The organism is Streptomyces sp. CB03238 (assembly GCF_002099185.1).
GTDB lineage: Bacteria > Actinomycetota > Actinomycetes > Streptomycetales > Streptomycetaceae > Streptomyces.
In genome coordinates this window covers 80,727-106,685 of the sequence record NZ_NBCN01000012.1, presented here as the reverse complement: position 1 = coordinate 106,685, position 25,959 = coordinate 80,727, and the positions used below count along the sequence as shown (strand labels likewise).

Here is a 25,959-nt window from a genome sequence, read left to right as displayed (position 1 = left end):
CGTCTTCACGCGCCTCGCCGCCGCAGGAAGGCGGCCACGCAGCAGGCCAGCAACACCCCCGTGATCATCTCGCCAGCGTAGGCCAGGGTCATCAGTGCTGTCGGCTCGTTGGCGGGATCGGTCTGCGGCACCAGTACCGAGAGCAGCAGCCAGCCGCCCCAGCACCCCACCCCGCCCGTACCGATCCAGGCGAGCGCCAGCGGCACCTTCACGGGCAACGCCCGCCCCAGACGGAACACCAGCATCAGCACACCTGCCACGGCGACGGCCGCGAAGAGCAGACGTACGCCCTCCAGGACGGAGAAGTCGCCCGAGCGTTCCGCGATCCGCCCCGCCGACAGCCCATGCGGCGAGCCGGAGATCCACAGCAGATGCAACGCGGACGGCACCAGCAGGAGCGCCGACGCGGCCACGGCCGTCACCCGGTCGACGGGCCGGAACAGCGTGGGGGACAACTCCCGCACGCTGCCACGCCACACCCGGCTCCAGCGGTCCCGTGCGTACAGCGCGAACAGGGTGCCGAGGGTGAGGCCCTGGACGATGAAACCGCCGTAGACGACGGAGAAGACCCACTCGTCGAGGAAGGGTTCCCGGGGAGCCGTGTCCCGCGCGGTCAGCAGCTGGAGCGGGAAACCGACCATGATCGGCCCGAGCAGTCCGGTCGCCACCCACATCGGGAAGGCCAGCAGCCACGCCCTGACCCGGAGCCCCCAGCGCTGGGTGAACAGCAGCGCCAGGACGACCACGGCCGCGTCCATCAGCACCGTCGCCAGGTTGAGCGCGGCCATGATGCCCGGGTTGTCCAGCAGTGCGCTGCCGTCGGGGATGCCGACGCGGCTGCCGGACAGCCAGGCGATCTTGAGCGAGACGTACGGGACGCACGAGGCGATGGCGAGGGCGCGCAGCACCCGGCGGGCCCTGGTGGGCGAGGTCGTTGTCATGCCCCTACGCTCCCGCCCGGGGCGGGACCCCCGCCTCCTTCCTGGCGGCGAACCCTCTCCGCCGTGCGGCGGAGACCGGTCAGCCGCCGAGGAGGAGGATCACCTCGTCCGTCTCCTCGCCCCGTGCGTGCGCGAAGCCCCGGTCATGGCCGACGACGGAGAAGCCGCACTTCTCCAGGACCCGGATCGAGCCCTTGTTGTCGGCGGCGGCGCGGGCGTGCAGCGGCCGCACCGGTACGACGTCGAGCAGGGCGCGCAGGGCGGCCGTGGCGATGCCCCGCCCCCAGTGGGCGCGGCCGATGAAGTACGTCACCTCCCGCTCGTCCGGCGGCCCGTACACCGCCGCATGGCCGACGACCTCGCCGTCGGCGAGCACGGTGCGGACGACGGCGTCGGAGGCGAGGACCCGGGCCCAGTGGGCGTCGAAGTAGGCCCGGTCCGTGGGGTCTTCACAGGTGAAGGCGGCGACCCGGTTGGACTCGGGGTCGCTCGTGTGGGAGAAGAACACCGGCAGGTCGCTCTCCCGTACGTTCCGCAAGGTCACGTCCATCAGAGCCGCCGCGTCGCGAGCGTCAGCCGGTCGCGGGCGTCGAACAGCGCGTCCTTGATCATTTGCTCGTGCCCCGGGGTGAGCCGGGCGACCGGCACGGAGCAGCTGATGGCGTCCCGCGCGGGGGTGCGGTACGGGATCGCGATGCCGAAGCAGCGCAGGCCCAGCGTGTTCTCCTCGCGGTCCACGGCGTACCCCTGCTCGCGGACGGTGTGGAGCTCCTCGATGAGCTTCTCGCGGTCCGTGATGGTGTGCTCGGTGAGCGCCGGCAGCGTCTCCGGGAGCATCTTGCGGACCTGCTCGTCGCTGTACGTGGCCAGCAGCGCCTTGCCGAGCGAGGTGGAGTGGGCGGGCAGCCGGCGGCCGACGCGGGTGAAGGGCCGCAGGTAGTGCTGGGACTGGCGGGTGGCGAGGTAGACGACGTTGGTGCCGTCCAGCCGGGCCAGGTGGATGGTCTCGGTGGTGTCGTCGGAGAGCCGGTCCAGGGTGGGGCGGGCGGCGGCGACGACCTCGTCACCGTCGATGTACGAGGTGCCCACCAGCAGCGCGCGCACGCCGATGCCGTACCGCGTGCCCGTGGCGTCCGTCTCCACCCAGCCGAGCTCCACCAGGGTGCGCAGCAGCATGTACAGGCTGGACTTGGGGTACCCGACGGCTTCCTGCACGGCGGCCAGCGAGTGCATGCCGGGACTGCCCGCGAAGTATTCGAGCAGTTCCACCGTGCGGACGGCGGACTTGACCTGTGCTCCGCCGGATTCGGTAGCTGGCATCAGCACCCCTCTTGTAAACACGCCGCGCCCGTTAATAGAGTCCCATTCATCATCAGGAACGCTGTTCAGAATACCGAACAACCATGCAGGGCGGGAAGGACGTAGCGGTGTCAGCAGCACAAGTCTGGAGTGTCGACCCCCGAACCGGGAAGCGGCGTGAACAGGTTGCCGTCGAAGCCACGGCCCAGGACGTCGACCGCGCCGTGCGCGCCGCGCACGCCGCCCGGGGCGCCCTCGCCGACCGCGCGGTGCGCGCCGCCTTCCTGCGTACCGCCGCCGATCTGCTCGACGGCGCGAGGGACCGGCTCGTGGCGGCGGCCGACGCCGAGACCGCCCTCGGCCCCGCCCGCCTGACCGGCGAACTGGCCCGCACGTGCTTCCAGTTGCGGGCCTTCGCCGACATCGTCGACGAAGGCGCCTTCCTCGGCGTGATCATCGACCACCCCGACGACACCGCGACCCCGCCCATCCCGGACCTGCGCCGCTACAAGGTGCCGCTCGGTGTCGTCGCCGTGTACTCCGCCTCGAACTTCCCCTTCGCCTTCTCCGTGCCCGGTGGCGACACCGCCAGCGCGCTCGCCGCCGGCTGCCCCGTCGTCGTCAAGGCCCACCCCGACCACCCGGCCACCTCCGAGCTGGTCGCCGCCGTCCTCGGTCAGGCCGCCGCACACCACGGCATCCCGCAGGCCGTCGTCGGCCTCGTCCACGGCTTCGACGCGGGTGTCGCGCTCGTGAAGCACCCGCTGATCGCGGCCGCCGGATTCACCGGCTCGGTACGCGGCGGGCGGGCGCTCTTCGACGCGGCGGCCGCCCGCCCCGTACCCATCCCCTTCCACGGCGAACTCGGCTCCCTCAACCCGGTCGTGGTCACCGAGGCGGCCGCCGCCGAGCGCGCCGAGCAGATCGGGACCGGGCTCGCCGGGTCGATGACGCTCGGGGTGGGCCAGTTCTGCGTCAAGCCGGGCCTGGTGCTGGCGCCCACCGGCGCGGACGGCGACGAACTGGTCACCTCCCTCGCCGGCGCGGTCAAGGACGTCGCCGAGGGGGTGCTCCTCGACCACCGCATGCGGGACAACTTCGTCGCGGGCGTCGCCGAGCGCGCCGCGCTCCCCGACGTCGAGGCCCCCGTCGCCCCCGGCGCCGGCGACGAGCACACCGTCAGCCCCGGGTTCCTGACCGTGCCGGCCGCCAGGCTGGCCACCGAGGGCGCGCACGACCTGCTGCTGGAGGAGTGCTTCGGCCCCGTCACGGTCGTCGCCCGGTACGACAGCGACGACGAGGTCGCCGCCGTCCTGTCCCGCCTCCCCGGCAACCTCACCGCCACGGTCCACCTCTCCTCGGAGGAGGCCTCCGGCGCGGGCCGCGGCGCCGAGGTCCTCGCCGAACTCACCCCGCTCGCCGGCCGCGTCCTCGTCAACGGCTGGCCCACCGGCGTCGCCGTCGCCCCCGCCCAGCACCACGGCGGCCCCTACCCGGCCACCACCTCCACCTCGACCTCCGTCGGCGGCACCGCCGTCGAACGCTGGCTGCGGCCCGTCACCTACCAGTCCACCCCCGAGGCGCTGCTCCCGCCCGAGCTGCGCGACGACAACCCGCTCGGTCTTCCCCGCCGCGTCGACGGGCGGCTGGAACACTGAGCCCCATGGATCTCGCGCTGCCCGAACTCCCCTTCCCGCTACGGGCGTACGGCCCCGACGCCGGCTGGTCCTACGAGGACGGGGTGCTCACCGGCTGGGCCGGCCCCCGCCAGGACCGCTTCGTCCCCCCGACGGGTGGCGCCCTGGACCCGGTCTCCGACGCGCCGCGCCTGCTCGGCGCGGCGCCGGAGGGCGACTTCCAGCTGATCGCCCGCGTGAGGGCCGACCTGGCGGCCGCCTTCGACGCGGGCGTGCTGTACGTCCACGTCGGGGAGCGGGAGTGGGCCAAGCTCTGCCTGGAGCTGTCCCCGGACCGGCCGACCGTCTGCACGGTCGTCACCCGGGGCCACTCCGACGACGCCAACTCCTTCGTGGTGGAGGGCGACAGCGTGTGGCTGCGGGTCAGCCGCACGGGCAAGGCGTTCGCGTTCCACGCCTCGACGGACGGCGAGCACTGGACGTTCGTCCGGATCTTCGCCCTCGGCGACGAGGAGCGGGCGGGCGCGGCGCTGATCGGGTTCATGGCCCAGTCGCCGGTGGGGGAGGGGTGCGTGGTCACCTTCGACCGGATCGCGTACCGCCCGAGCTGGCCGGACGGCCTGCGCGACGGTTCCTGACCCATGCCTCCCGCCCGGTACCGGACCGCTCCCGGCCGGTACCGGAACCCGGCCCGAGCCGGGTGGACGCGAGCGCGGTGAGCGTCATCAGCGCGACGCTCAGGACGAGACTCACGCGCATCCCGTGCACGAATCCCCCCGCCACCAGCGACCCGAACACCGCGATGCTCAAGGCCCCCGCCGTCTGCCGCACCGCGTTCAGCAACCCGGCCGCCGTACCCGCCCGTTCCGCCGGGACCGCCTCCATCATCGCGGCGATCAGGGGTGGCAGGGCGAGGCCGCAGCCCAGCGCGAGGGGCACCAGCAGCACGGCCACCAGGGCGAGGGGCGTGGCGTCGTCCACGTACAGCAGGAGCAGCAGCATCCCGGTGATCGCGACGACCTGGCCCGCCACGATCGGCAGCCGGGCACCGTGCCGGGCGGCGACCTTCGCGGACAGCACGTTCACCGCCGCGAGCAGCCCCGTCATCGGCAGGAACATCAGCCCCGCGCCCAGCGGGGAAAGCCCCCGCACCTGCTGGAAGAAGAGGCTGAAGACGAACACCATGCCGTAGGAGGCGACGCTCGCCGCCGACCCGGCCGCCACCGACACCGCCACCGTCGTGGACCGGAACAGCCCCAGCGGCACCACCGGATGCGGGTGCCGCGCCTCGACCAGCAGGAACGCGGCGAACGCCACCACGGCCACCCCCAGCGCCCACCAGCCCTCGCGGCCGCCCTCGATCGCCGCGAACGTGAGCGCGCCGAGGCCGAGCGTCGCGGTCAGCTGCCCCGGCACGTCCAGCGGCGCCGGGCGCGGCCGCGAGCGTGCCACCCGGCCCATCAGGGCGAGGGCGAGCAGCCCCAGCGGCAGGTTGATGAAGAAGATCCAGCGCCAGCTCCAGGCGCTGGTCAGCGCCCCGCCCGCGACCGGCCCCAGCGCCACCGCCACCGTGCCGCCCGCCGCCCACAGGGACACCGCGCGCGCCCGCCGCACCGGATCGGCGTACGCCTCGCGCACCAGCGCCAGCGACGCGGGCAGCATCACGGCCGCGGCCAGGCCCTGCACCACCCGGGCGGCGATCAGCGCGGGCAGGCCGGGCGCCAGTCCGCAGGCGGCCGAGGCGAGCGTGAAGACGACGACCCCGGCCGCGTACGCACGGCTCGCGCCCGCCCGGTCGGCGAGCGCGCCGGTGGACAGGAGCAGAGCGGCGAACGCGAGGGTGTAGGCGTCCACCACCCACTGAAGGCCCGTCATCCCGCCGCCCAGATCGGCTCCCATCGCCGGCAGGGCGACATTGACGACGGACGTGTCGAGGGTGATGAGGGCGAAGCCGAGCAGCGCGGCGCCGAGGGCTGACGCGGTGCGGGCGGGGGGCCGGTGAACGGGCCGGGTTTTCGTGTCCATGCCCTCCACCTTCGCGATCTTCCGGCTCGTACAGTAGTGGCCCGAATGCCATACGTCCGGAGGATCTGGCCATGCGCACTCCGCATCCGCAACCGCACCGGGTCGCGGTGATCGCGGCTCCGCCCGTGTCGATGTTCAACCTCGCCATCCCCGAGATGCTGCTCTCGAAGGTGGAGGTCGACGGTGGACCGGGATAGGAGACGGTGATCTGCACCCCTGACCCGGGGCCGGTCGCCACCAGTGGCGGCCTGGACGTCCACGTCCCGCTCGGCCTGGACGCCCTGGAGACGGCCGACACCGTGGTCGTCGCGGGCACCGGATGCCGGGAGAACCCGGACCGGCGGGTCGTCGAGGCGCTGCGGCGCGCCGCCGACGGGGGGCGGCGGATCGCGTCCATCTGCACCGGCGCGTTCGTCCTCGCGGCGGCCGGGCTCCTGGACGGCCGGACGGCGACCACGTACTGGAAGTACAGCCGGGAACTGGCCGAGCGGTACCCCGCCGTCGACCTCCAGCAGGACGTCCTCTTCGTCGACGAGGGCGACATCATGACGTCTTCCGGCTACGCGGCCGGCATCGACCTGTGCCTGCACCTGATCCGCACCGACTACGGCGCCGCCACCGCCAACGAGGTCGCCCGGGAGGCCCTCGTCGCGCCCGTACGGCCCGGTGGCCAGACGCAGTTCACGCACACGCCGCTGCCGCCCGAGCGGGGCGTGGCCTGCGCCGACACCCGGGGCTGGGCCATGCGCAACCTGGACCGGCCGCTCACCCTGAACGACCTGGCCCGGCACGCGGGCGTCAGCGTCCGCACCCTCACGCGCCGCTTCCACGCCGAGAGCGGCATGAGCCCCCTGCAGTGGCTGCTCCACCAGCGCGTCGAGCGCGCCAGGGAACTCCTGGAGACCACCGAACTCCCCATGGACCAGGTCGCCCGGGCGTGCGGCCTCGGCACCGCCGACTCGCTGCGCGCCCACGTGGTCCGCCGCACCGGCCTGACCCCAGCGCCTACCGGACCACCTTCACCCGCCTCGCAACCGCCCCGGGCCCGGGTAGTGGTGCTCCGGCTCGCCGTCACCGCTCCGTGAGGTTCCGGGCCGCGATCGCGGCGTAACGTGACGAACAGGAGCAAAGTACGCCCTTCTGAGGAGGACCATGACGACCCCGGACGTTGCCCGCCAGGAGGCCTTCACCGAGCTGATGGTCGACGTGCTGAACAAGGGGGTGCTGGCCCTCCTCATCAGCGTCGGTCACCAGACCGGCCTGTTCGACACCATGAGCACCCTGCCTCCCGCCACCAGCGCCGACATCGCCAAGGCGGCGGACCTCGACGAGCGGTACGTACGCGAGTGGCTCGGCGGGATGGTCGTGGGCGGCATCGTGGAGTACGAGCCGGACGGCGCGACGTACAGGCTGCCGCCCGAGCATGCCGCCTCGCTCACCACGGCCGCCGGCCCCGACAACCTCGCCGGGATGATGCCCTACATCGCCCTGATGGGCGAGGTCGAGCAGCAGGTCGTCGCGTCGTTCCGCGACGGCGGCGGCGTCCCGTACGCGGCGTACCCCCGCTTCCAGGCGCTGCAGGCCCAGGAGACGGCCCGCGTGTACGACGTGGCCCTCGTCGACACGATCGTCCCGCTGGTCCCGGGCCTCACCGAGCGGCTGCGCGACGGCATCGACGTCCTGGACGTGGGCACCGGCCAGGGCCACGCCCCGCTCGTCCTGGCCCGGGCCTTCCCAAGCAGCCGCTTCCACGGCCTCGACCAGTCGGAGGACGGCATCGCGGCCGCCCGCCGGGAGGCCGAGCGGCTGGACCTGGACAACCTCCGCTACACGGTGGCCGACTCCACCGAGATCCCCGGCCGGTACGACCTGATCACCGCCTTCGACGTCATCCACGACCTGGCCCGGCCGCAGCAGACCCTCGCCGCCATCGCCGCGTCCCTCCGTGACGGCGGGACCTTCCTGATGGGCGACATCGCGGCCTCCAGCAACCTGGAGGAGAACGTCGACCACCCCTTCGGGCCCGCGCTCTTCGGCTTCTCCGTCTTCTATTGCATGACCACCTCCCTGAGCACCGGCGGCGCCGGCCTCGGCACGGTCTGGGGCGAGCAGGCCGCCCGCCGCATGCTGGGCGAGGCGGGTTTCACCGACGTCCAGGTCCGGTCGGTCGAAGGGGACCCGCTGAACGTCTACTACGTGGCGAGGACCGCCCCTGCCTAGAACCAGGCGGCCTTGACCACGGCGTGGCCGGCAGGATAGCTCAGGGCAGCGCCCTTTTGATCAGTACACCGACCGTATCGGGCACCACTGACAACGCCCCGCCCGCACGAGTCCCGTTGGACCGGCACGGCGGGGCCGCTCGATTAAGGGGCGCCGAGGGGGGATCGTCGTACGTATCCGTACTCCGACGACGTGAGGTACCGCGATGGGAAAGATCGTCCTGTTCATGTCGGTGTCCCTGGACGGCTTCATGGAGGGGCCGCACCGTGAGATCGACTGGCACCGGGTCGACGACGAACTGCACAGCCACTTCAACGAGCAACTCGCGGGCATGGGCGCCTTCGTCGAGGGGCGCGTCACCTACGAGCTGATGGAGGGGTTCTGGTCGACGGCCGACTCCGATCCCGCCATCACCGGGCCCATGCGGGAGTTCGCCGGGATCTGGCGGGAGAGGCCCAAGTACGTGTTCTCCAGCACTCTGCAGGAAGCCGGCGGGAACGCCACCGTCATCCGGGACGTGGACCCCGAGGACATCGAGGCGCTGAAGAGGCAGCATCCGGGCGGCCTGGCGCTCGGCGGCGCCGACCTCGCCGCGGCGTTCAGGCGGCTCGACCTGATCGACGAGTACCGCATCTATGTCCACCCCGTACTCATCGGCCGGGGCAAGCCCCTGTTCCAGGACGCGGACACCACGACCGGCCTGCGGCTCGTCGAGACGCGGGCTTTCGGCAACGGGGTGGTGCTCCTGAGGTACGAGCGGGAATGAGCCGATGAGCGCACGAAAGCCCCGCCCACGCGGCTCGGGGAGACCGCTTGGACGGGGCGAAGGGGGAGTGGCTACGGCCTGGTGGCGCGAGCGATCAGGGTTCCGATGTGGCCGGGCGTGGGAGCGTCGAGGATCTGAACGTCCGGGTCCGTGAACCCGGCTTTGAGCAGGAAGCCGGCCCACCTGCGCGGGGTGTAGCTGTACCGGTACGTGTACATGGCCTTTCCGGCGAACCCGCCCTTGTACATGCCCTGTGGGCCGTACGCCCCGGGAATGGCGGGCGGGTGGGAGAACGCGAAGATGCCGCCGGGGTTGAGTCGCTGCGCGATGAGCGGCAGGAGCTTGGCCGGGTCGGTGAACCAGACCGCGCCGAAGATGGAATAGATGGCGTCGTACGTCTCGGTGCTTTCGCGGAGATGATGCAGGACTTCGGCGCACACGAATTGCGCTCCCCATGGTCCCCAGCGGTCGGTGGTGTTCGTCACCATGACGGGCGAGAGGTCCAGGCCGGTCATCTTGACCCCTTGCTGTGCCAGGTAGGCGAGTGCCCGCCCGGTGCCGCATCCGATTTCGAGGGCGGTTGTCGGCGTGCCGAGGATTTCGGGTCCCGGGCCGTGGCCGGAGTACTGGGTCCAGCAGAACACGGGGTCGGACTCGAACACCTTGTTCTTCGTGCTCTCGGCGAAGGTGTCCCAGAGTTCGCGTTCGGCGTCGATGTCGTGTCGTGCGGGCAACGGGCTGTCCTCGCTGTGGTGGTGGGGAACGCGGCGGTGCCCCCGTCCTCGAGGAGAGGGCGGGGGCAGGAACTCTAGTGCCGGATCAGTGGCTGTCGGGGACCTTGTTGTCACACGGCGAGCAGTCGGAGGCGTCGACCGACCACAGTTCGTCGTCGACCGCGAATCCGTTCTGCCGGATCAGCTCGGCGGTACGCGTCACCGTGCCGTCGAGGCGCCGTTCGATGAGCGGGGCGTGGTGCTTGTAGTTCCCGCCGTTGTACTCGTCGCAGAGCGCGAAGTAGAGCGGCGTGTCCAGGATGAGCTGGTGCACGCCGATGTCGACGGTGTACCCAACCCCCATGTCCACGCCGGGGTTCTCCATGGCGGTGATCAGGTACGCGATGCCCTGGCCCAGGATGCGTTCGGCGAGGCTCCGGACGGCCACGCTGTCGCGCAGCAGCAGCCGGACTTCACGCTCCCAGAGGTCGGACACGCCCACATCGGCGACCAGGTGGGGCACCCGGGATTCGAGTGTGTTCAGGATGATGCGCGGATCGCGGGTCCGCGTCAGGGCTGCGGTACTCATCGTGCTCCTCCTGTGGTTTGGAGTTACTGCACTTGCCAACCCGCCCGTCCCTTGCTGTCGCACGGCCGGGAGTGGTGCCCGCTCTCCTCCCGGGCGAAAGACGGGGGGCCTCCGTTGCGAGATCAAGGACGGAGAGCGGAGTTCGTGGTTCGCGCTGCGAGCCGGCCGCCTACGCGGCGAGCCCCGCGCAGCGCGTTCGGTGGAGCTTCGCCAGTGCGGCAAGCTGTCGACGCTCCCGCTTGTTGGCGGGTCGTACGCGAGTCCAGGGGACAGCCCATTCGTAGCCGGTCGGCCGAACGAGGCGAACGATTCCCCCTGGGTTGAACCCGGCGACGACACCGACCATCTCGTGCGAGGACTCGTAGACCTTGAGCCCGACGAAGAGACCGGTGTTCCCGTACGGCTTGGGCCTGCGGTTCACCACGCCCGGGGTCCGTACTCGCGGCTGCGCCGATTCGCTTCGGCCACGCGTTCCGTCAGTGCGTCCGACTGCCGCGCCGGGGTCATCTCTGCCGGGTCGGCTTCCCATTCCCTACCACCATTCAGCGGGCGAAGCTGGTAGCGCGGGCCGGCGTGACCCATCACGCGCCCCACACGGCCCGTTTTCGTGTCCTGGACGACTTCCCCCGGCTCCCACACCCGCGGGTGCTCACGTGCGCTCTCAGTGGTGTTCACGGCGCCCCCTGCGTTCCAGGCCGTCACGGACCCGGAGCAGTACCGGTCGGGTGGGCGGCGCGTAGCCGCTCCGGGGCACCCACTCCGGCGCGAGTCGCCAGAACTCACCCGCCTGTATCAGGGCGGCCAACTCGTCCACGTCTTCGGTCTCGGGAGCGGGCTTGTGATTCATGTCGGGGGTCCTTCGCTGTGGCGTCGTCCCTTGCGGTGATCTCTCCTCGCACTAGGCAACCGCGCCGCTACGCCCGGCGGTACCGTTGCAAGAGGGGCAGGACTTAAGAGCTTTAAGCGGCTTCATACGCGGGGAGTTGAGGACCGGTGGCCAAGCCGGAACCGAACGCGGGGCTTGAGCGGCTGTTCCGGGAAACCGGGTGGACGCTGCGGCAGTTCGCGCAGGAGATCAACCGCTTGGGGACAGAGCGCGGGACGCCCTTGCGATACCGAGAGCCATCGGTGCACCAGTGGCTCAGTGGGCACACGCCAAAAGCGGACGTGCGCCCACTGATCCTGGAAGCCCTTGCCCGCAAGCTGCGGCGCCCGGTGACGCACAGCGAGGCGGGGTTTCCCGCGACTCCCGCCGATCAGCAGCCCGCCCACCCCAGTACGGTGGAAGGGCTGTTAGACCTGGGGAGGCAAGACATGGACCCATCCCGCCGAAGCATTCTCGGCGTCGGCCTCTTCTCTGTTGCGCTGACTATTCCCAACTGGCCCGATGTCGTCGGCAGGATGGAAGCAGTCCAGAAGGGCGATGTCCAGCGCATAGGGATGGCCGATGTCCAGACCGTTTCCGCGATGACCGAGCGAATCTCTGAGCTTGACGACCAGTTCGGGGGCCGCACTGCCCGGCCCATGGCTGCCGCGTTCCTGGTAAACGCAGCGGCTCCGTACCTCCGGATGGAAGCCCCGGAATCTGTTCGCAAAGCCATGATGGGTGCGGTCTCGGATCTCTGTTACCTCACGGGCTATATGGCAGTGGACGAGGGGCTTCACGGACTGGCGCAGAAGTACTACCTGAAGGCCCTTGAACTCGCCGGAGCGTCTGAGGATCACTTGACGTTCTGCACCACTCTCCGAGGGATGAGTGTTCAAGCAGTCGATTTGGGGCATGGCGCGCAAGCAATGCGTCTCGCGGACGCTGCGGCGGCTGCCTCCCCGCAAGCCGGCCCCCGAATGCGCGCCTTTCTCGTGGGGCAGCAAGCCCATGCGGCAGCACAGACAGGTGCGCGTGTCCAGGCGCAGCGCTACCTGCGGGAGGCCGAAGTGGCCATGGAAAAGGCGGAGTCGCAGTCCAAGGCTTTCGGCTCGTACGACCCGTCGTCGCTCCTGTACCACACGAGCCAAGTGCGGTATGAGCTAGGAGACATCGCCGGTTCAATCGAAGCTATGGAACAGTCGGACCGGATTCGGCAGAGCGTCTATCGCCGTGCCAGGGTCCGGCATCGCTGCACCCTCGCCGAGCGGCAGTTGGAACTAGGTCATCTCGAAGCCGCGTGCCGGACGTGGACACTCGCTCTGGAGGACTACCCCAGGCTCCAGTCCGGACGGGCGGACGAGCGGATTCGCACCATGCACAGCAGGATTCGTCCGTTCATGAAGAACCATGCGGCCCGTGACCTATTCGAGCGGGCTCGTCTGGTGACCCCGGCACGGTTGATGCCCCAATAAACACGCTGGCCAGTTCGAACCATCCGAACCCCACCGTCCAGACCTGGGCCCTGCGCGCCTACCTGCGCTGGCGGAACGACAACGCCCGCCACCCCGTCCTGGCCGCCCGGCGACGCGAACGCGCACGCATCCGCAGCGAACGAGGTGTCCGCCGGCGCGGCGGACCTCTACCAGCGCCGGCCTGACGTCATCGCCCGGACCCACATGAACTGCTCGTCCGGTTCCTCACGCCGCTCCAGTACTCCTGTGGCAACCAGCTGAAGGAGCACCTCATGGAGGGCGTTCCCCAATGGGTTGTCCGTCCAGAACACCGACTTGACCTGTGTGTACGCCACAGACTCCTCAAAGATCCCCAACGAGCGGCCCACCATGAAGGCGGCATAGTCCCAATCGGTCCATCCGGCCAGGTCCTCGGAAAGATCCACGGTCTGATCCTGCCATCACACGATCGGACCTGGTGAACCTTTGCGGTCACAGCACCAGTGGCCTCTGGGCGCGCTGAGCCTCCGTGAGGACGTGGCCCCGCTTGTACCGGGCGGACCGGTACTCCACGTACGCTGCGAACCGCTACCACACGCGCAGCGAGAACAAGCAAGTTCGGTACGTGTGTTCGGGCAGCGGAGCGCGAGCAAAGCAAGCGTCCGCCGAGAAGAGTTCGAGATGCCGGCCGCGCGCCCGAGGAGCGGTCCGTCTTCGACCCCGAGGTGCTGGTCCGGCTGGGCGTCGGGCCCGGGAAGGCGGAGGACGGGGTGCGGGGCGTTCTGGCCGGCGAGTTGGTGACGTGCCGGCCGATGAGCGCGAGGCGGTCGAAGTGGGCGCCGCCGACGTGCCGTTCTGCGTTTGCGACCGGCGCGGCGGCGTTTCCGTGGCAGCCCGCCGGGGGTTTCACCAAGGCGCTGGGGCAGGCCTGGCGGGCGGGTGGGCCGGGCCGGATGGTGAGGCGGGGGCCGATGGCGGGCTGTCAGGTGGACGGGGGCCTGTTGACCTTGGCGGTGTGCGCCGCCCAGGGTAGGGGCATGGAAACCCCCCTCGGCGGCGACGAGTTCGCGCCCGCTCAGACGTACTTGGACACTTCCCGCTGCGGGCTGCTGCCCCGGCGTACCGTGGCCGCCGTGACCGCGCTGGCGGAGGGGATCGCCGCGGGGACGGCGGGCGGGTCGGGGAGTTTCGAAGCCGTGGACGGGGCACGGCGCGGGTTCGGACGGGTGGTGGGCGTGGGGCCGGACCGGGTCGCCGTGGGCGGTTCGGTCGCCGTCCATGTGGGGCTGGTGGCGAACTCGTTGCCGGCCGGGACGGAAGTGCTGTTCGTGGACGGCGACTTCGGCTCGCTGATCACGCCGTTCACGGTGCGCGGGGACCTCAAGGCGCGGTTCGTGCCGCTGGAGGACCTGGCGGACGCGGTACGGCCCGGGACGGCGCTCGTCGCGTTCTCGGCCGTCCAGTCGGCGGACGGGCGCGTCGCCGACCTGGCCGCGGTACGGGAGGCGGCGGCCGCGCACGGGGCCCGCACGCTCGTCGACGCGAGCCAGGCGGCGGGGTGGCTGCCGCTGGACGCGGGGGCGTACGACTACACCGTGACGGGGGCGTTCAAGTTCCTGATGTGCCCGCGGGGCGCGTCGTTCCTCACCGTCACCGAGGAGGCCCAGGAGTCCCTGGCGCCCATCCACGCGGGCTGGTTCGCCGCTGACGACCTGCGCGATCCGTACGGTCCGGCCGCCCGGCTCGCCGACACCGCCCGCCGGTTCGACGAGCCGCCCGCGTTCCTCTCGTACCACGGCGCCGAGCAGTCCCTGGCGCTCCTCGGCGAGATCGGCGTCGACGCCGTGCACGCCCACGACACGGCGCTCGCCGCCCGCTTCCGCGACGGCCTGGTCCGCCTCGGCCACCAGCCGGTGCCGGGCGAGTCGGCCATCGTCGCCGTCCCGGGCCTGGGCGGGCGGCAGCCCGAGCTGGCGGCGGCGGGCGTCGCCGTTTCGGCCCGCGCCGGCAACCTCCGGGCCGCCTTCCACCTCTACAACTCGGCCGCCGACGTGGACCGCGCGCTGGACGTGCTGTCCTGAATGCCGGGGCAGCCGGCGGCCTCGCCGCACAGGTTGGCCTCCACCTTGCCCAGCAGCCGTGCCAGCTCGGCGCGCTCGGGCGCGTCGAGCCCGGCGAGCGTGTGCTCCTCCAGGCCGGCCCAGGCGCCGCTGACCTGCGCGTGCAGCGAGCAGCTGGCGCCGGTGGCCTCGACGAGGACCGCCCGCCGGTCGGCGGGGTCGGGTGAGCGGCGTACGTGCCCGGTCTGCTCCAGTCGCTGGAGCATCTTGGTGACCGTCGACGGGTCGAGGTCCACGACCTTGATCAGCTCCGACTGGCGCACCGGCCCCGCGTCCCAGAGGTACATCATCACGAACTCCTGGCCCGGGTAGATCCCGGCCGCCTTGAGGAACTTGCCCGCCGTGATGCGGTGCAGCCGGGCCACCCGCGCCAGGGTGTGGCTGATGGGGCCGCCGCGTGCCGCCGACGGCAGCGCGTCGGGGCACAGCGCGTCGGGCGGCAGTGCGTCGGGGGGCAGCGCGTCGGTACAGGCGGCGGTCTCGGCGCCCGCCTCGGAGTGCTGGGGGGCTGGCATCGGGGGTCTCCTTGTGGGCGTCCGGATGACGATTCCGATTTTACCTTGGTCGGCCAATCGATGCGCTACAGTGGCGTCAGGCAGAAATGCTTGGCCGACCACATATTGCTCTGGGAGCCTTACGATGACCACCGCCTTCGACCCCATCGACCTCTCCGGTACGCAGCTCGCCAACCGCATCGCCATGGCCCCGATGACCCGCAGCCGGGCCGGTGCCGGGCGGGTCCCGACCGACCTCACCGCCGAGTACTACGCCCAGCGCGCCTCGGCCGGCCTGATCATCACCGAGGGCGTCCAGCCCTCCCCGGTCGGCCAGGGCTACCCCGACACCCCCGGCCTGCACAGCGACGAGCAGACCGCCGCCTGGCGCAAGGTCACCGACGCCGTGCACGCCAAGGGCGGCCGGATCTTCGCCCAGCTGATGCACTCCGGCCGCATCGGCCACCCCGATCTGCTGGCCGACCAGCCCGGCGACCTCCACCCGGTGGCCCCCTCCGCCGTCGCCGCCCAGGGCCAGGTCTACACCGCCGACGGCCCCAAGGACTTCGTCACCCCGCGCGAGCTCACCGACGCCGAGGTACGGGACACCATCGCCGGCTTCGTCGCCGCCGCCCGCAACGCCGTGGCCGCCGGGTTCGACGGCGTCGAGCTGCACGGCGCCAACGGCTACCTCATCCACCAGTTCCTGGCGCCCGGCACCAACCGGCGCACCGACGCCTGGGGCGGCTCCGTCGAGGGCCGCATCCGCTTCGCCGCCGAGGTCGTCAAGGCCGTCGCCGCCGAGATCGGGCCCGAGCGCACCGGCCTCAGGGTCTCGCCCGGGAACCCGTTCAACGACATCGAGGAGCCCGAGCCGGAGGAGACGTACACCGCGCTCGTGGCAGCCCTCGAACCGCTCGGCATCGCCTACCTGCACGTCCTGGAGAGCTCCCCGGCCTCCCGCGAGATCACCCTGGCGCTGCGCAAGCGGTTCTCCGGCACCCTCGTCCTCAACCCGGCCACCGAGGGCCCGACCAGCGCCGAGGACCTCGCGCTGATCGAGAACGGCACGGCCGACATGGTGGCGTTCGGCGCCCTGTTCCTCGCCAACCCCGACCTGCCGGCCCGGCTGAAGGCCAACGGCCCGTACAACACCCCGGACACCGCCACCTTCTACGGTGGCGACCACCGCGGGTACACGGACTACCCGGCCCTGACCGTCTGAGCCCGAAGAATCACGCCGACTCGCGGCGTACCAGCTCGGTGGGGAGGATGACGGCGGCGGCCTCCTCCCCACCTATGCGGGCCAGCAGCATCCGCACCATCTCGGCGCTGATCCGGTCCCACGGCTGGCGGATCGTGGTGAGCGGCGGCCGGGACGCCACCGCGGCCGGCGAGTCGTCGAAACCGCCCACCGCCACGTCCTCCGGCACCCGCCGCCCCGCCCGCGCCAGCGCGTCCAGCACGCCCTGCGCCATCAGGTCCGACGCCACGAACACCGCGTCCACGCCCGGCGCCCGCTCCAGCAGCAGCCCGGCCGCCGCCTCGCCGCTCGCCCGGCTGTAGTCGCCCGGCACGATCAGCCCCTCGTCCACCGGCAGCCCGCACTCGGCCAGCGTCTCCCGGTACCCCGCGAGCCGCTCCACCCCGCCCGGGGTGTCCGGCGGGCCGGTCACCGTGGCGATGCGGCGGCGCCCCGACGCGTACAGATAGCGCACCATCTCCCGCGCGCCGTCCCGGTCGTCGGCCGCGACATAGCTGACCTTCGACGACTGGCCGAGCGGCTTGCCGCACGCCACCAGCGGAACGCCCGCCCGGCGCAGCTGCGTGACCACCGGGTCGCCGGAGTGGCTGGACACCAGCAGCACCCCGTCCACATGGCCCGCCTCGATGTACCGCAGGTTGCGCCGCCGTTCGTCGGCCGTGCCCGCGATCATCAGCAGCAGCGGGATGTCCTGGTCGGCCAGCGCCCGGGTGCAGCCCCGCAGCAGCACATTGAAGTTGGGGTCCTCGAAGAACCGCTCCTGCGGCTCGGTCAGCAGGAACGCCACCGAGTCCGACTTGCCGGTGATCAGCGAGCGGGCGTGCCGGTTGACGACGTAACCGGTCTTGCGGATCGCGGCGTTGACCGCGTCCTGGGCGGCGGGGCTGACGTAGTGCCCGCCGTTGAGGACGCGCGAGACGGTGCCGCGGGAGACTCCCGCCTCCCGGGCCACGTCATGGATGGTCGGCGGCCGACGCCTGCCCTCGGTGCTGCGGCTCATGCTCTGCGTTCCCCTCGTCCTCATCAGGACTTTACGGCCCCGGACAGCAGGTCCAGGCTCCAGAACCGCTGGATGACCAGGAAGAGGGCGATGAGCGGGACGACCGCCAGCATGGCACCGGTGATCACCAGCGTGTAGAGCGCCGGCGTCGCGGAGCCCTGCGCGAGCAGGGTGTACAGCCCCACCGTCATCGGGAACTTCTCGTCGTCACCGAGCATGATGTACGGCAGCAGGAAGTTGTTCCAGATCGCCACGAACTGGAAGAGGAAGATCGTGACGAGCCCCGGTGACATCATCGGGACCGCGATCCGCCAGAAGATCCGCCACTCGCCCGCCCCGTCCATCCGGCCCGCCTCGACCAGCTCCATGGGTATGGCCGCCTCGGCGTAGATCCGGCCGAGGTAGACGCCGTACGGGGACAGGACCAGTGGCAGCAGCACGGACAGGTACGTGTCCGCCATGCCGGTCTTCGCCAGCAGCAGGTACTGCGGGATGGCGAGGATGACCGGCGGCATCAGTACGCCCGTGAGCAGGACGTTGAAGACCGTCTCGCGCCCGCGGAACCGGTAGATCGCCAGCGCGTACCCCGACACCGCCGACACGACCGTGGACAGGACGGCGCCGAAGCCCGCGTAGAAGGCCGAGTTGGCCATCCACCGCCAGTAGATCCCGTCCCGGTACGCGCCCAGGTCGGCCAGGTTGTCGCCGAAGCCGCTGCCCGGCAGGAACGTGAAGGTCGAGAACAGCTCCGTACCGGACTTGGTGGCCGCCACCACCACCCAGGCGACCGGCAGCAGGCAGTACAGCGCGCCCAGCAGCAGCGCCGCGGTGGGCAGCAGGGCGATCCGGCGCGGGCGGGAGGCCCCGGAGACGGGCCGACCCTGGGAGGTGCCCTGGGAGGTTCCGGCGGCCGGGGGCGCGGTGCGTATCGGGGGAGCGGTGAGGTCGGTCATCGGGTACGTCCCTGCTTCCTTCCGGAGTTGGAGGCCCTCAGGAGGCCGAACGACAGCACGAACGTCGCCACCGCGAGGACGACGGCGGTCGCCGAGGCCGCGTACACGTTCCCGCCCACGAAGGCGTCGTTGTACACCTTCATCAGCGGGCTCCAGGTGGTGGGGATGCCGTTGGTCAGCGGGCGCAGGGTGGTCGGCTCGCTGAAGACCTGGAGCGTCGCGATGATCGAGAAGAAGAAGGTCAGTACGAGCGACGGCGCCACCATCGGGATCTTGATGCGCAGCGCGATCTGCAGCGGCGTGGCGCCGTCCAGCTTCGCCGCCTCGTACACCTCCGGCGGGATGGACCGGAGCGAGGTGTAGATCACGATCATGTTGAACCCGGTGCCGCCCCACACGGCGATGTTCGACAGCGCCAGGAACAGCGGTCCGCCGTCCAGCAGGTTCGGCTGGGGCAGCCCCAGTTCCCTCAGTACGTAGTGGAACGGGCTGACGTCCGGCAGGTACAGGAACCCCCACAGCATCGCCGCGACGACCCCGGGGATGGCGTACGGGAGGAAGATCGCGAGCCGCGAGAAGGACCGCGCCCGCACCCGCTCGGTGTCCAGCAGCAGCGCGAACAGCAGCGCCAGGCCGAGCATCACGGGTACGACGATCGCGCCGTACCCGAGGATGCGCAGCGCGCCGCGGCCGAGCTCGGAGTCGGTGAGCGCGGCGGTGTAGTTGGCCAGGCCCGCCCAGACCTCCGCGCGGGCGCCCCTGCCGAGGCCCAGCCCCTGGACCTCGATCTTGTGCAGGCTGAGCCAGACCGCGTAGCCGATGGGCAGGGCGAAGAAGAGCGTGAAGAGGACCGCGGCAGGGAGGAGGAAAAGATAGGGGGCGCTTCGCGCTCGTTTGAGGGTGGTGGTGGGAGACGGGTGGGCATACGGGGCGCCCTTCACCCCGTACGCCTTCCGGCGCGTGCTGGTCACGGGGCGACCTCGAAGCCCTGCTTCTTCAGGTCCGCGACCGTGGCCTGCTGCATCGCGGTCAGGGCCGCGTCGAAGCCGGCCCTGGCCTTGGCGGCCTTGCCGAACTCGTCCTTGAAGGAGGTGTACGCGACGTTGACGTTCGGGCCCCAGGCGGCGGGCGCGGTGCCCTCGGCGATCTCGGCGGCGCGGGTGTAGAAGTCCGGCTGGTTGGCGAAGAACGCGGGGGCGGTGGCGAGGGCGCCGCCGGTCTGGGCGGCGGTGGCGGCCGGGTATATGCCGCTCTCCTTCACCAGCGCGGCCAGCGCCTCGGGGTCGGTGTTCAGCCAGGTGGCGAACTCGGCCGCGGCGGCCTTGTGCCGGGAGTCGGTGGTGACGGCGGTGGTGGAGCCGCCCCAACTGCCGGTGGTGTTCGCGCCCTTGGTCCACTGGGGGAGCGGGGCCATGGCCCACTTGCCCTTGGTCTCGGGCGCGGCGGTGGTGAGGGTGCCGGGCGCCCACACCGCGCTGACCCAGGCGATCTGCTTGCCGGTGTTGAGCGCCTTGTTCCACGCCGGGGTGTACATCGGCTGGTTGTCGATGGCGCCCTCCTTGACCAGGCCGCCCCAGAAGCCGGTGACCTTCCTGGTGGCCGCGTCGTCGATGTCGACCTTCCACTTCTCGCCCTCGGTCGTCCACCACTTCGCGCCGGCCTGCTGGGCCAGTCCGGCGAACAGGCCGGAGTCGCTGGAGGAGAAGGTCGTCAGCGCCTTGTCCGGGGCCTTCTTCTTCAGGGCGCGGGCGGTGGCGGCGAACTCGTCCCAGGTGGTGGGGACGGTCAGCCCGTACTGCTTGAAGAGGTCGGTCCGGTAGTAGAACATCATCGGCCCGGAGTCCTGGGGCAGCGCGTACACGGCGTCCGTGCCGAGCGTGACCTGCTGCCAGACGCCCGGCGCGAACGCCTTCTCGGCGTCGCCGGCCTCCTTGGAGATGTCGGCGAGGGCGTCATTGCTGACCAGGGTCGGCAGCGCCTGGTACTCGGCCTGGACGAGGTCGGGGGCCTGGTGTGCCTTGGCCGCCGTGATGATCTTCGTGACCAGGTCGTCGCCGGAGGCCTGCTTCTTCACCGTGACGGTGATGTCCGGATTCTTCTTGTTCCACAGGGCGGCCACCTTGTCCATGCCGGGCGCCCAGGCCCAGTACGTGAGCGAGACAGGGCCGGATGCGGTGCCCTCGCCGTCGTCGGAGGACGACCCGCACCCGGTGAGGGCGGTCGCGCCCAGGGCGACGGCGGTGGCGATGGCGATGGCGGGAATGCGGCGGTGCGGCGCGTGCGGCATGGGGGCTTCTCCCTGACCGAGGGGGCGGCCTCCGCCGTGGTGGGAGGCCTGCCATGCTTCTGTGAGCGTTCACAGTAGAGAAACATCCCAGACACTTGTCAATGGTTGTTGCTGTGCGGTTATGTTGCGTTCCGACGGTACGCCGAGTGTGTGCACGTTCCCACTTGGTCGAAACGCGGTGGGAAGCTTTCCGAGGAACCAGGAGAAACCCCATGCCGGAGACCACTCCCCGAGGCCTGCGCCGGCTCGCCTACGGCGGGGACTACAACCCCGAACAGTGGCCGGAAAGCATCTGGCAGGAGGACGTCCGGCTGATGCGCGAGGCCGGCGTCACCATGGTCAGCGTCGGCATCTTCTCCTGGGCCAGGCTCGAACCCGAGCCCGGCGCCTACGACTTCGGCTGGCTCGACAGGCTCCTGGACCTGCTCCACGAGCACGGCATCCGCGCCGACCTCGGCACGCCCACCGTCGTCCCGCCCGCCTGGTTCTACCGCGCCCACCCCGACGCGCTGCCCGTCACCCGCGAGGGCACGCGGTACGCCTTCGGCTCGCGCGGCGCCATCTGCCACAGCTCACCGGCGTACCGCGCGGCCGCCGCGAACATCACCGAACAGCTCGCCCGCCGCTACGGCGCCCACCCGGCCCTCGCCCTGTGGCACGTCCACAACGAGTACGGCGTCCCCGTCAGCGCCTGCTACTGCGACACCTGCGCCGCTCACTTCCGCCGCTGGCTCGACGCCCGTTACGGCTCGGTCGACGCCGTCAACGACGCCTGGGGCACCGCCTTCTGGGGTCAGCACTACACCTCGTACGACCAGATCGACCCGCCCCGCGCCACCCCCACCGTCGGCAACCCGGCCCAAGCGCTCGACTACCGCCGCTTCGCCGACGCCACCATGCGCGAGAACTTCGCGATGGAGCGGGACATCCTGCACCGGCTGTCCCCCGGCGTCCCCGTCACCACCAACTTCATGACCGCGCTCAGCCAGTGCGACAGCGTCGACTACTGGGCCTGGGGCCGCGAGGTCGACCTGGTCACCAACGACCACTACCTGATCACCGACGGCCGCCGTACGCACGTCAACCTCGCCATGGCCGCCGACCTCACCCGCTCCGTCGCCGGCGGTGCCCCCTGGCTGCTGCTGGAGCACTCCACGTCGGGCGTCAACTGGCAGCCGCGCAACCCCGCCAAGCGCCCCGGCGAAATGGCCCGCAACTCCCTCGCCCACATCGCACGCGGCTCCGAGGGCGCCATGTTCTTCCAGTGGCGCCAGTCCCGGCGAGGCGCCGAGAAGTTCCACTCCGCGATGGTGCCGCACGCCGGAACCGACTCCCGCGTCTGGCGCGAGGTCGTCCAGCTCGGCGCCGACCTCGGCGCCCTGGCCGAGCTGCGCGGTACGCGGACCGTCGCCGACGCCGCCATGGTGTGGGACTGGCACTCCTGGTGGGCGCAGAACCTGGAGTGGCGCCCCAGCGAGGACCACGACGCCCGAGAGCGCGCCGACAGCTTCTACGAGACCCTCTACGACCGGCACCTCACCGTCGACTTCACCCACCCCGAAGCCGACCTGTCCGCCCATCCCCTGGTCGTCGTCCCCGCCCTCTACCTCACCACCGAGGCGGCGGGCCGCAACCTGCGCGCCTACGTCGAGAACGGCGGCACCCTCGTCGTCTCGTACTTCTCCGGCATCGTCGACGAGCACGACGCCGTCCAACCCGGCGCGTACCCGGGCGCGCTGCGGGACGTCCTCGGCCTCACGGTGGAGGAGTGGTCGCCGCTGGGGGAGGGCGAGACGGTACGGATCACCGAACAGGCCGGGGACGGGGCGCTGACCGGCGACGTGTGGACCGAGTCCGTCGTCCCGCGCGGCGCCGGGACCGTGTGGACGTACGCCGACGGCCCCGCCGCCGGCCGCCCCGCCGTCACCCGCCACCGCCTGGGCAAGGGCACCGCCTGGTACGTCTCCACCCGCCTCGTCCCGCCCGCCCTGGACGCGGTCATCGGCGCGGCCTGCGAGGACGCGGGCATCGCGCCGCGCACGGACCTGCCCCGCGACGTCGAGGTGGTGCGCCGCACCGGCGACAGCGGCACCTACCTGTTCGCCCTCAACCACACCGCGCACGACGCCAAGGTGCCGCTGGACGCCCCCGGCACCGAACTCCTCAGCGGCGAGCCCGTCGCCGGACACCTCGCCGTCCCGGCGGGCGCGGTCCGCGTCGTCCGGCTCGCTTGATCCACCCGTCAGGCACCGCACGCACATCGTCGAAGGGACACGACATGCACGGCACCTCCAGAGCGGCCGCGGCCGCCGTCACCGCCGCCGCGGGCCTGCTCCTCGCCGGGCTGCCCGCGACCACGGCCGACGCCGCGGCCACGCTCACCAACCCCGGCTTCGAGAGCGGCGCCACCGGCTGGTCCACCTACTCCGCCACCGGCCAGAACAGCGCCTCGTTCACCGAGGCCGGCGGGGCGAGCGGCAGCACCCGGCTCTCCCACTGGGCGTCCGGCGCCTACAAGGTGGAGACGTACCAGTACCTGTCCGGTCTCACCGACGGTACGTACACGCTGAGCGCCCGTGTCCGCTCCAGCGGCGGGCAGAACGCCGCGTATATCGCGCTGCGCAACTGCGGCAGCCCCGAGCAGCGCACCGACCTGCCGCCCACCGCGAACGGCGCCTGGATCCGGATCGTCACCTCCGTCAAGGTCACCGGCGGCCAGTGCACGGTCAGCTTCAACTCCGACGCGCACGCGGGGGAGTGGGCCAACTTCGACGACGTCACCTTCACGCCCGGGACGACCGGCCTCGCCATCAAGGGCGGCGACCTGTCGACGCTGCCGAAGAACGAGGCGTACGGGGCGTCCTACCGGTACGCCAACGGCACGAGCGGCGACGCGATGGCCATCCTCAAGTCGGCCGGCATGAACTACGTACGCCTCAAGGTGTGGGTGAACCCCGCCGACGGCTACAACAACAAGGCGAAGGTCCTCGCCATGGCCAAGCGCGCCAAGGCGCAGGGCATGAAGGTCCTGGTGGACTTCCACTACTCGGACACCTGGGCCGACCCGGGCAAGCAGTACAAGCCCGCGGCCTGGTCCTCGCACACGTACGAGCAGCTGAGGAAGGACGTGTACGACCACACGTACGACGTCCTCGGCGCCCTCAAGGCGCAGGGCACCACCGCCGACATGGTCCAGATCGGCAACGAGCTGAACGCCGGGATGCTGTGGGAGGAGGGCCGCACGTCCAACTGGGCGCAGCTGGCGGGGCTGCTCACCTCCGGCGCGAACGCCGCCAAGGCCGTCTCACCGGGCGCGCAGGTCGCCCTGCACCTGGCGAAGGGCGGCGACAACGCGGGCACCCGCTGGTGGTTCGACCAGGCCGTCGCGTACAAGGTGCCCTTCGACGTCATCGCCCTGTCGTACTACGGCTACTGGCACGGTCCCCTCTCCGGGCTCCAGGCCAACCTGGACGACACCGCCGCCCGGTACGGCAAGCCTGTCCTGGTCGCGGAGACGGCGTACGCGCACACGCTCGCCAACGACGACTTCCTGGAGAACAACGTCGCCACCGCCGGCACCCTGGCCCCGGGCTATCCGGCGACCCCGGCCGGCCAGGCCGCGAACCTGCGGGACGTGATGAACGTCGTCGAGGCCGTGCCGGGCGGCCGGGGCCTCGGCGTCGTCTACTGGGAGCCCGCCTGGACCGCCGTCACCGGCAGCGGCTGGGACCCGGCCGACCCGGCGTCCGGCAACGCCTGGGAGAACCAGGCCCTGTTCGACTACGACGGCAGGCTGCTGCCGGCCGCGAACTGGTTCCGGCACCGCTGACGCACCGCGAGGGGCGGGACCCCACCCGGGTCCCGCCCCTCCGCGTGTGTGCCGGATGCGTCACCGCACCGGCGTGAAGTCCCGCGCTCCGAGGCTGCATCTCCCGGGGGACGACCCCCGGACCCCCGGCAGCGGGGTCATCGCACCGGCGTGAAGTCCCGCGCGCCGATGCTGCATCTCCCGGGGGACGACCCCCGGACCCCCGGCAGCGGGGTCATCGCACCGGCGTGAAGTCCCGCGCGCCGATGAACTCCGGTCGCCGGACCGGGGCCGCGAACGGCTCCACCGCCGTGTTCTCCACGCTGTTGAACACGATGAAGACGTTGCTGCGCGGGTACGGCGTGATGTTGTCGCCCGAGCCGTGCATCGCGTTGCAGTCGAACCAGGTCGCCGAGCCGGCCCTGCCGGTGAACAGCCGGATGCCGTGCGCGTCGGCGAACTTGGTCAGCGCCTCGTCCGAGGGCGTGCCCGCGTCCTGCATCTGCAGCGACTTCTTGTAGTTGTCCTTCGGCGTCTCGCCCGCGCAGCCCAGGAACGACGTGTGCGACCCCGGCATGATCATCAGGCCGCCGTTGGTGTCGAGGTTCTCGGTCAGCGCGATCGACACGGACACCGTCCGCATCCGCGGCAGCCCGTCCTCCGCGTGCCACGTCTCGAAGTCCGAGTGCCAGTAGAAGCCGGAGGCGCCGAAGCCCGGCTTCACGTTGATCCGCGACTGGTGGACGTACACGTCCGAGCCGAGGATCTCGCGCGCCCGGCCCACCACGCGCTCGTCGCGCACCAGCCGCGCGAACACGTCGCTGATCCGGTGGACCTCGAAGACCGACCGTACGTCCTGGGACTTCGGTTCGATGATCGAGCGCTCGTCGGCGCGGACCGCCGGGTCGGTGACCAGCCGGTCGAGCTCCGCCCGGTAGACGGCGACCTCGTCGTCCGTGATCAGCTGGTCGACGGCGAGGAAGCCGTCACGCTCGAAGGACTCCAGCTCCGGGGACGACACCGGTCCCCAGACGACCGGGTCCTGGCGGGGGGTGACGACCTCGGACGCGCCTCGGGTGGGGTAAAGATCCGTCGTCATGGTTCAGCCCTCCTCGGTGAGCAGCGGGTAGACACCGTTCTCGTCGTGGTCCTCCCGTCCTGTGACGGGAGGGTTGAACACGCACACGCACCGGAAGTCGGTCTTCGGGCGCAGAGTGTGGCGCTCATGGCCGTCGAGCAGGTACATCGTGCCCGGCTCGATCCAGTGCGTCTCGCCCGTCTCGTCGTTGGTCAGCTCGGCCTCGCCCTCGACGCACAGCACGGCCTCGATGTGGTTGGCGTACCACATGGAGGTCTCGGTGCCCGCGTACAGCACGGTCTCGTGCAGCGAGAAGCCGACCTTCTCCTTGGCGAGCACGATGCGCTTGGACTCCCAGGTGCCGGAGGCCGCCTTGACATGGCGCTCGGTGTTCTCGATGTCCTTGAACGATCGGACGATCACGGTGGTGCAACTTCCTTTCGTAC

At 71.2% G+C, this 25,959-nt stretch carries 25 protein-coding genes and 2 pseudogenes; 11 read left to right on the top strand and 16 right to left on the bottom strand.

Annotated features, from left to right (window positions below; translation table 11 throughout):
• Positions 1-5: 5 nt before the first annotated feature.
• From BKD26_RS23290 to BKD26_RS23280, 3 genes are all read right to left on the bottom strand, one after another.
• A complete protein-coding gene (locus BKD26_RS23290) occupies positions 6-941 on the bottom strand; it encodes a hypothetical protein (RefSeq protein WP_084901462.1) in 936 nt (311 codons plus the stop codon).
• Between the two features lie 79 nt (positions 942-1,020).
• On the bottom strand, positions 1,021-1,491 hold the full coding sequence (locus BKD26_RS23285; protein WP_084901459.1) for a GNAT family N-acetyltransferase: 471 nt from the start codon (positions 1,489-1,491) through the stop codon (positions 1,021-1,023).
• Positions 1,491-2,261: an IclR family transcriptional regulator gene (locus BKD26_RS23280; RefSeq protein ID WP_084901739.1), complete on the bottom strand. Its 771-nt coding sequence runs from the start codon at positions 2,259-2,261 to the stop codon at positions 1,491-1,493. Before BKD26_RS23280 ends, BKD26_RS23285 begins: the two co-directional genes overlap by 1 nt.
• Before the next feature lie 107 nt (positions 2,262-2,368).
• Here BKD26_RS23280 and BKD26_RS23275 point away from each other — a divergent pair, with 107 nt between their 5' ends.
• Positions 2,369-3,898 (top strand): aldehyde dehydrogenase (NADP(+)), encoded by a 1,530-nt coding sequence (locus BKD26_RS23275; protein ID WP_084901736.1) that lies wholly within the window; start codon positions 2,369-2,371, stop codon positions 3,896-3,898.
• A 5-nt stretch (positions 3,899-3,903) separates the two neighbouring features.
• A complete protein-coding gene (locus BKD26_RS23270; RefSeq protein ID WP_084901456.1) occupies positions 3,904-4,515 on the top strand; it encodes a DUF1349 domain-containing protein in 612 nt (203 codons plus the stop codon).
• On the opposite strand, the gene BKD26_RS23265 is transcribed toward BKD26_RS23270, so the two are convergent.
• Positions 4,454-5,902 (bottom strand): MFS transporter, encoded by a 1,449-nt coding sequence (locus BKD26_RS23265; protein ID WP_084901454.1) that lies wholly within the window; start codon positions 5,900-5,902, stop codon positions 4,454-4,456. The genes BKD26_RS23270 and BKD26_RS23265 overlap by 62 nt on opposite strands.
• 71 nt (positions 5,903-5,973) lie before the next feature.
• Between BKD26_RS23265 and BKD26_RS23260 the strand changes: the two are divergent.
• The 3 genes and pseudogenes from BKD26_RS23260 to BKD26_RS23250 all read left to right on the top strand — a co-directional run bounded on the left by BKD26_RS23260 (position 5,974) and on the right by BKD26_RS23250 (position 8,888).
• Positions 5,974-7,013, top strand: a pseudogene (locus tag BKD26_RS23260) (helix-turn-helix domain-containing protein).
• A gap of 41 nt (positions 7,014-7,054) precedes the next feature.
• A complete protein-coding gene (locus tag BKD26_RS23255) occupies positions 7,055-8,122 on the top strand; it encodes a class I SAM-dependent methyltransferase (RefSeq protein WP_084901451.1) in 1,068 nt (355 codons plus the stop codon).
• A 205-nt stretch (positions 8,123-8,327) separates the two neighbouring features.
• The gene (locus BKD26_RS23250; RefSeq protein WP_084901448.1) at positions 8,328-8,888 is read left to right on the top strand and encodes a dihydrofolate reductase family protein; all 561 of its coding nucleotides are present in this window, start codon (positions 8,328-8,330) and stop codon (positions 8,886-8,888) included.
• 71 nt (positions 8,889-8,959) lie between these two features.
• Here the strand turns inward: BKD26_RS23250 and BKD26_RS23245 are convergent, their stop codons facing one another.
• From BKD26_RS23245 to BKD26_RS23225, 4 genes are all read right to left on the bottom strand, one after another.
• A complete protein-coding gene (locus tag BKD26_RS23245; RefSeq protein WP_084901444.1) occupies positions 8,960-9,622 on the bottom strand; it encodes a class I SAM-dependent methyltransferase in 663 nt (220 codons plus the stop codon).
• An 85-nt stretch (positions 9,623-9,707) separates the two neighbouring features.
• On the bottom strand, positions 9,708-10,190 hold the full coding sequence (locus BKD26_RS23240) for a hypothetical protein (protein ID WP_084901443.1): 483 nt from the start codon (positions 10,188-10,190) through the stop codon (positions 9,708-9,710).
• 169 nt (positions 10,191-10,359) lie between these two features.
• Positions 10,360-10,614 (bottom strand): hypothetical protein, encoded by a 255-nt coding sequence (locus tag BKD26_RS23235; RefSeq protein ID WP_241518791.1) that lies wholly within the window; start codon positions 10,612-10,614, stop codon positions 10,360-10,362.
• 237 nt (positions 10,615-10,851) lie between these two features.
• Positions 10,852-11,037, bottom strand: a complete 186-nt coding sequence (locus tag BKD26_RS23225) for a hypothetical protein (RefSeq protein ID WP_084901438.1) — start codon at positions 11,035-11,037, stop codon at positions 10,852-10,854.
• 146 nt (positions 11,038-11,183) lie between these two features.
• On the opposite strand from BKD26_RS23225, the gene BKD26_RS23220 reads away from it, so the two are divergent.
• Both BKD26_RS23220 and BKD26_RS41485 read left to right on the top strand, forming a co-directional pair.
• Positions 11,184-12,530 (top strand): transcriptional regulator, encoded by a 1,347-nt coding sequence (locus BKD26_RS23220; protein WP_084901436.1) that lies wholly within the window; start codon positions 11,184-11,186, stop codon positions 12,528-12,530.
• 2 nt (positions 12,531-12,532) lie between these two features.
• Positions 12,533-12,715: pseudogene (locus BKD26_RS41485) on the top strand (IS630 family transposase); the annotation flags it as partial.
• Here BKD26_RS41485 and BKD26_RS23210 read toward each other — a convergent pair.
• Positions 12,698-12,955, bottom strand: a complete 258-nt coding sequence (locus BKD26_RS23210) for a hypothetical protein (protein WP_084901433.1) — start codon at positions 12,953-12,955, stop codon at positions 12,698-12,700. The pseudogene BKD26_RS41485 and the gene BKD26_RS23210 sit on opposite strands and share 18 nt — an antisense overlap.
• A 591-nt stretch (positions 12,956-13,546) precedes the next feature.
• Between BKD26_RS23210 and BKD26_RS23205 the strand changes: the two genes are divergently transcribed.
• Positions 13,547-14,590 (top strand): aminotransferase class V-fold PLP-dependent enzyme, encoded by a 1,044-nt coding sequence (locus BKD26_RS23205; RefSeq protein WP_084901431.1) that lies wholly within the window; start codon positions 13,547-13,549, stop codon positions 14,588-14,590.
• Here the strand turns inward: BKD26_RS23205 and BKD26_RS23200 are convergent.
• Positions 14,542-15,144 (bottom strand): MarR family winged helix-turn-helix transcriptional regulator, encoded by a 603-nt coding sequence (locus BKD26_RS23200; RefSeq protein WP_084901429.1) that lies wholly within the window; start codon positions 15,142-15,144, stop codon positions 14,542-14,544. The genes BKD26_RS23205 and BKD26_RS23200 overlap by 49 nt on opposite strands.
• Before the next feature lie 124 nt (positions 15,145-15,268).
• Here BKD26_RS23200 and BKD26_RS23195 point away from each other — a divergent pair, with 124 nt between their 5' ends.
• Positions 15,269-16,348 carry an alkene reductase gene (locus BKD26_RS23195; protein ID WP_084901427.1) on the top strand — a complete coding sequence of 360 codons (1,080 nt, stop codon included), beginning with the start codon at positions 15,269-15,271 and terminating at the stop codon, positions 16,346-16,348.
• Positions 16,349-16,358: 10 nt separating this feature from the next.
• On the opposite strand, the gene BKD26_RS23190 is transcribed toward BKD26_RS23195, so the two are convergent.
• The 4 genes from BKD26_RS23190 to BKD26_RS23175 are packed head-to-tail and all read right to left on the bottom strand — an operon-like array spanning position 16,359 to position 20,627.
• Positions 16,359-17,387, bottom strand: coding sequence for a LacI family DNA-binding transcriptional regulator (locus BKD26_RS23190; RefSeq protein ID WP_084901424.1), 1,029 nt, complete (start codon positions 17,385-17,387; stop codon positions 16,359-16,361).
• A 23-nt stretch (positions 17,388-17,410) separates the two neighbouring features.
• Positions 17,411-18,340, bottom strand: a complete 930-nt coding sequence (locus BKD26_RS23185) for a carbohydrate ABC transporter permease (protein ID WP_084901422.1) — start codon at positions 18,338-18,340, stop codon at positions 17,411-17,413.
• Positions 18,337-19,311 (bottom strand): sugar ABC transporter permease, encoded by a 975-nt coding sequence (locus BKD26_RS23180; RefSeq protein ID WP_084901419.1) that lies wholly within the window; start codon positions 19,309-19,311, stop codon positions 18,337-18,339. The genes BKD26_RS23185 and BKD26_RS23180 overlap by 4 nt, the downstream gene beginning before the upstream one ends.
• Positions 19,308-20,627: an extracellular solute-binding protein gene (locus BKD26_RS23175; protein ID WP_084901416.1), complete on the bottom strand. Its 1,320-nt coding sequence runs from the start codon at positions 20,625-20,627 to the stop codon at positions 19,308-19,310. Before BKD26_RS23175 ends, BKD26_RS23180 begins: the two co-directional genes overlap by 4 nt.
• Positions 20,628-20,839: 212 nt before the next feature.
• Here BKD26_RS23175 and BKD26_RS23170 point away from each other — a divergent pair, with 212 nt between their 5' ends.
• A complete protein-coding gene (locus BKD26_RS23170) occupies positions 20,840-22,861 on the top strand; it encodes a beta-galactosidase (RefSeq protein WP_084901414.1) in 2,022 nt (673 codons plus the stop codon).
• Between the two features lie 44 nt (positions 22,862-22,905).
• Complete coding sequence (locus BKD26_RS23165; RefSeq protein WP_084901411.1) at positions 22,906-24,456, top strand: arabinogalactan endo-1,4-beta-galactosidase; 1,551 nt, start codon at positions 22,906-22,908, stop codon at positions 24,454-24,456.
• 214 nt (positions 24,457-24,670) lie between these two features.
• Here the strand turns inward: BKD26_RS23165 and thpD are convergent, their stop codons facing one another.
• Both thpD and BKD26_RS23155 read right to left on the bottom strand, forming a co-directional pair.
• A complete protein-coding gene (thpD, locus tag BKD26_RS23160) occupies positions 24,671-25,534 on the bottom strand; it encodes an ectoine hydroxylase (RefSeq protein WP_084901409.1) in 864 nt (287 codons plus the stop codon).
• 3 nt (positions 25,535-25,537) lie between these two features.
• Positions 25,538-25,936 (bottom strand): ectoine synthase, encoded by a 399-nt coding sequence (locus BKD26_RS23155; protein WP_084901406.1) that lies wholly within the window; start codon positions 25,934-25,936, stop codon positions 25,538-25,540.
• Between the last annotated feature and the right edge of the window lie 23 nt (positions 25,937-25,959).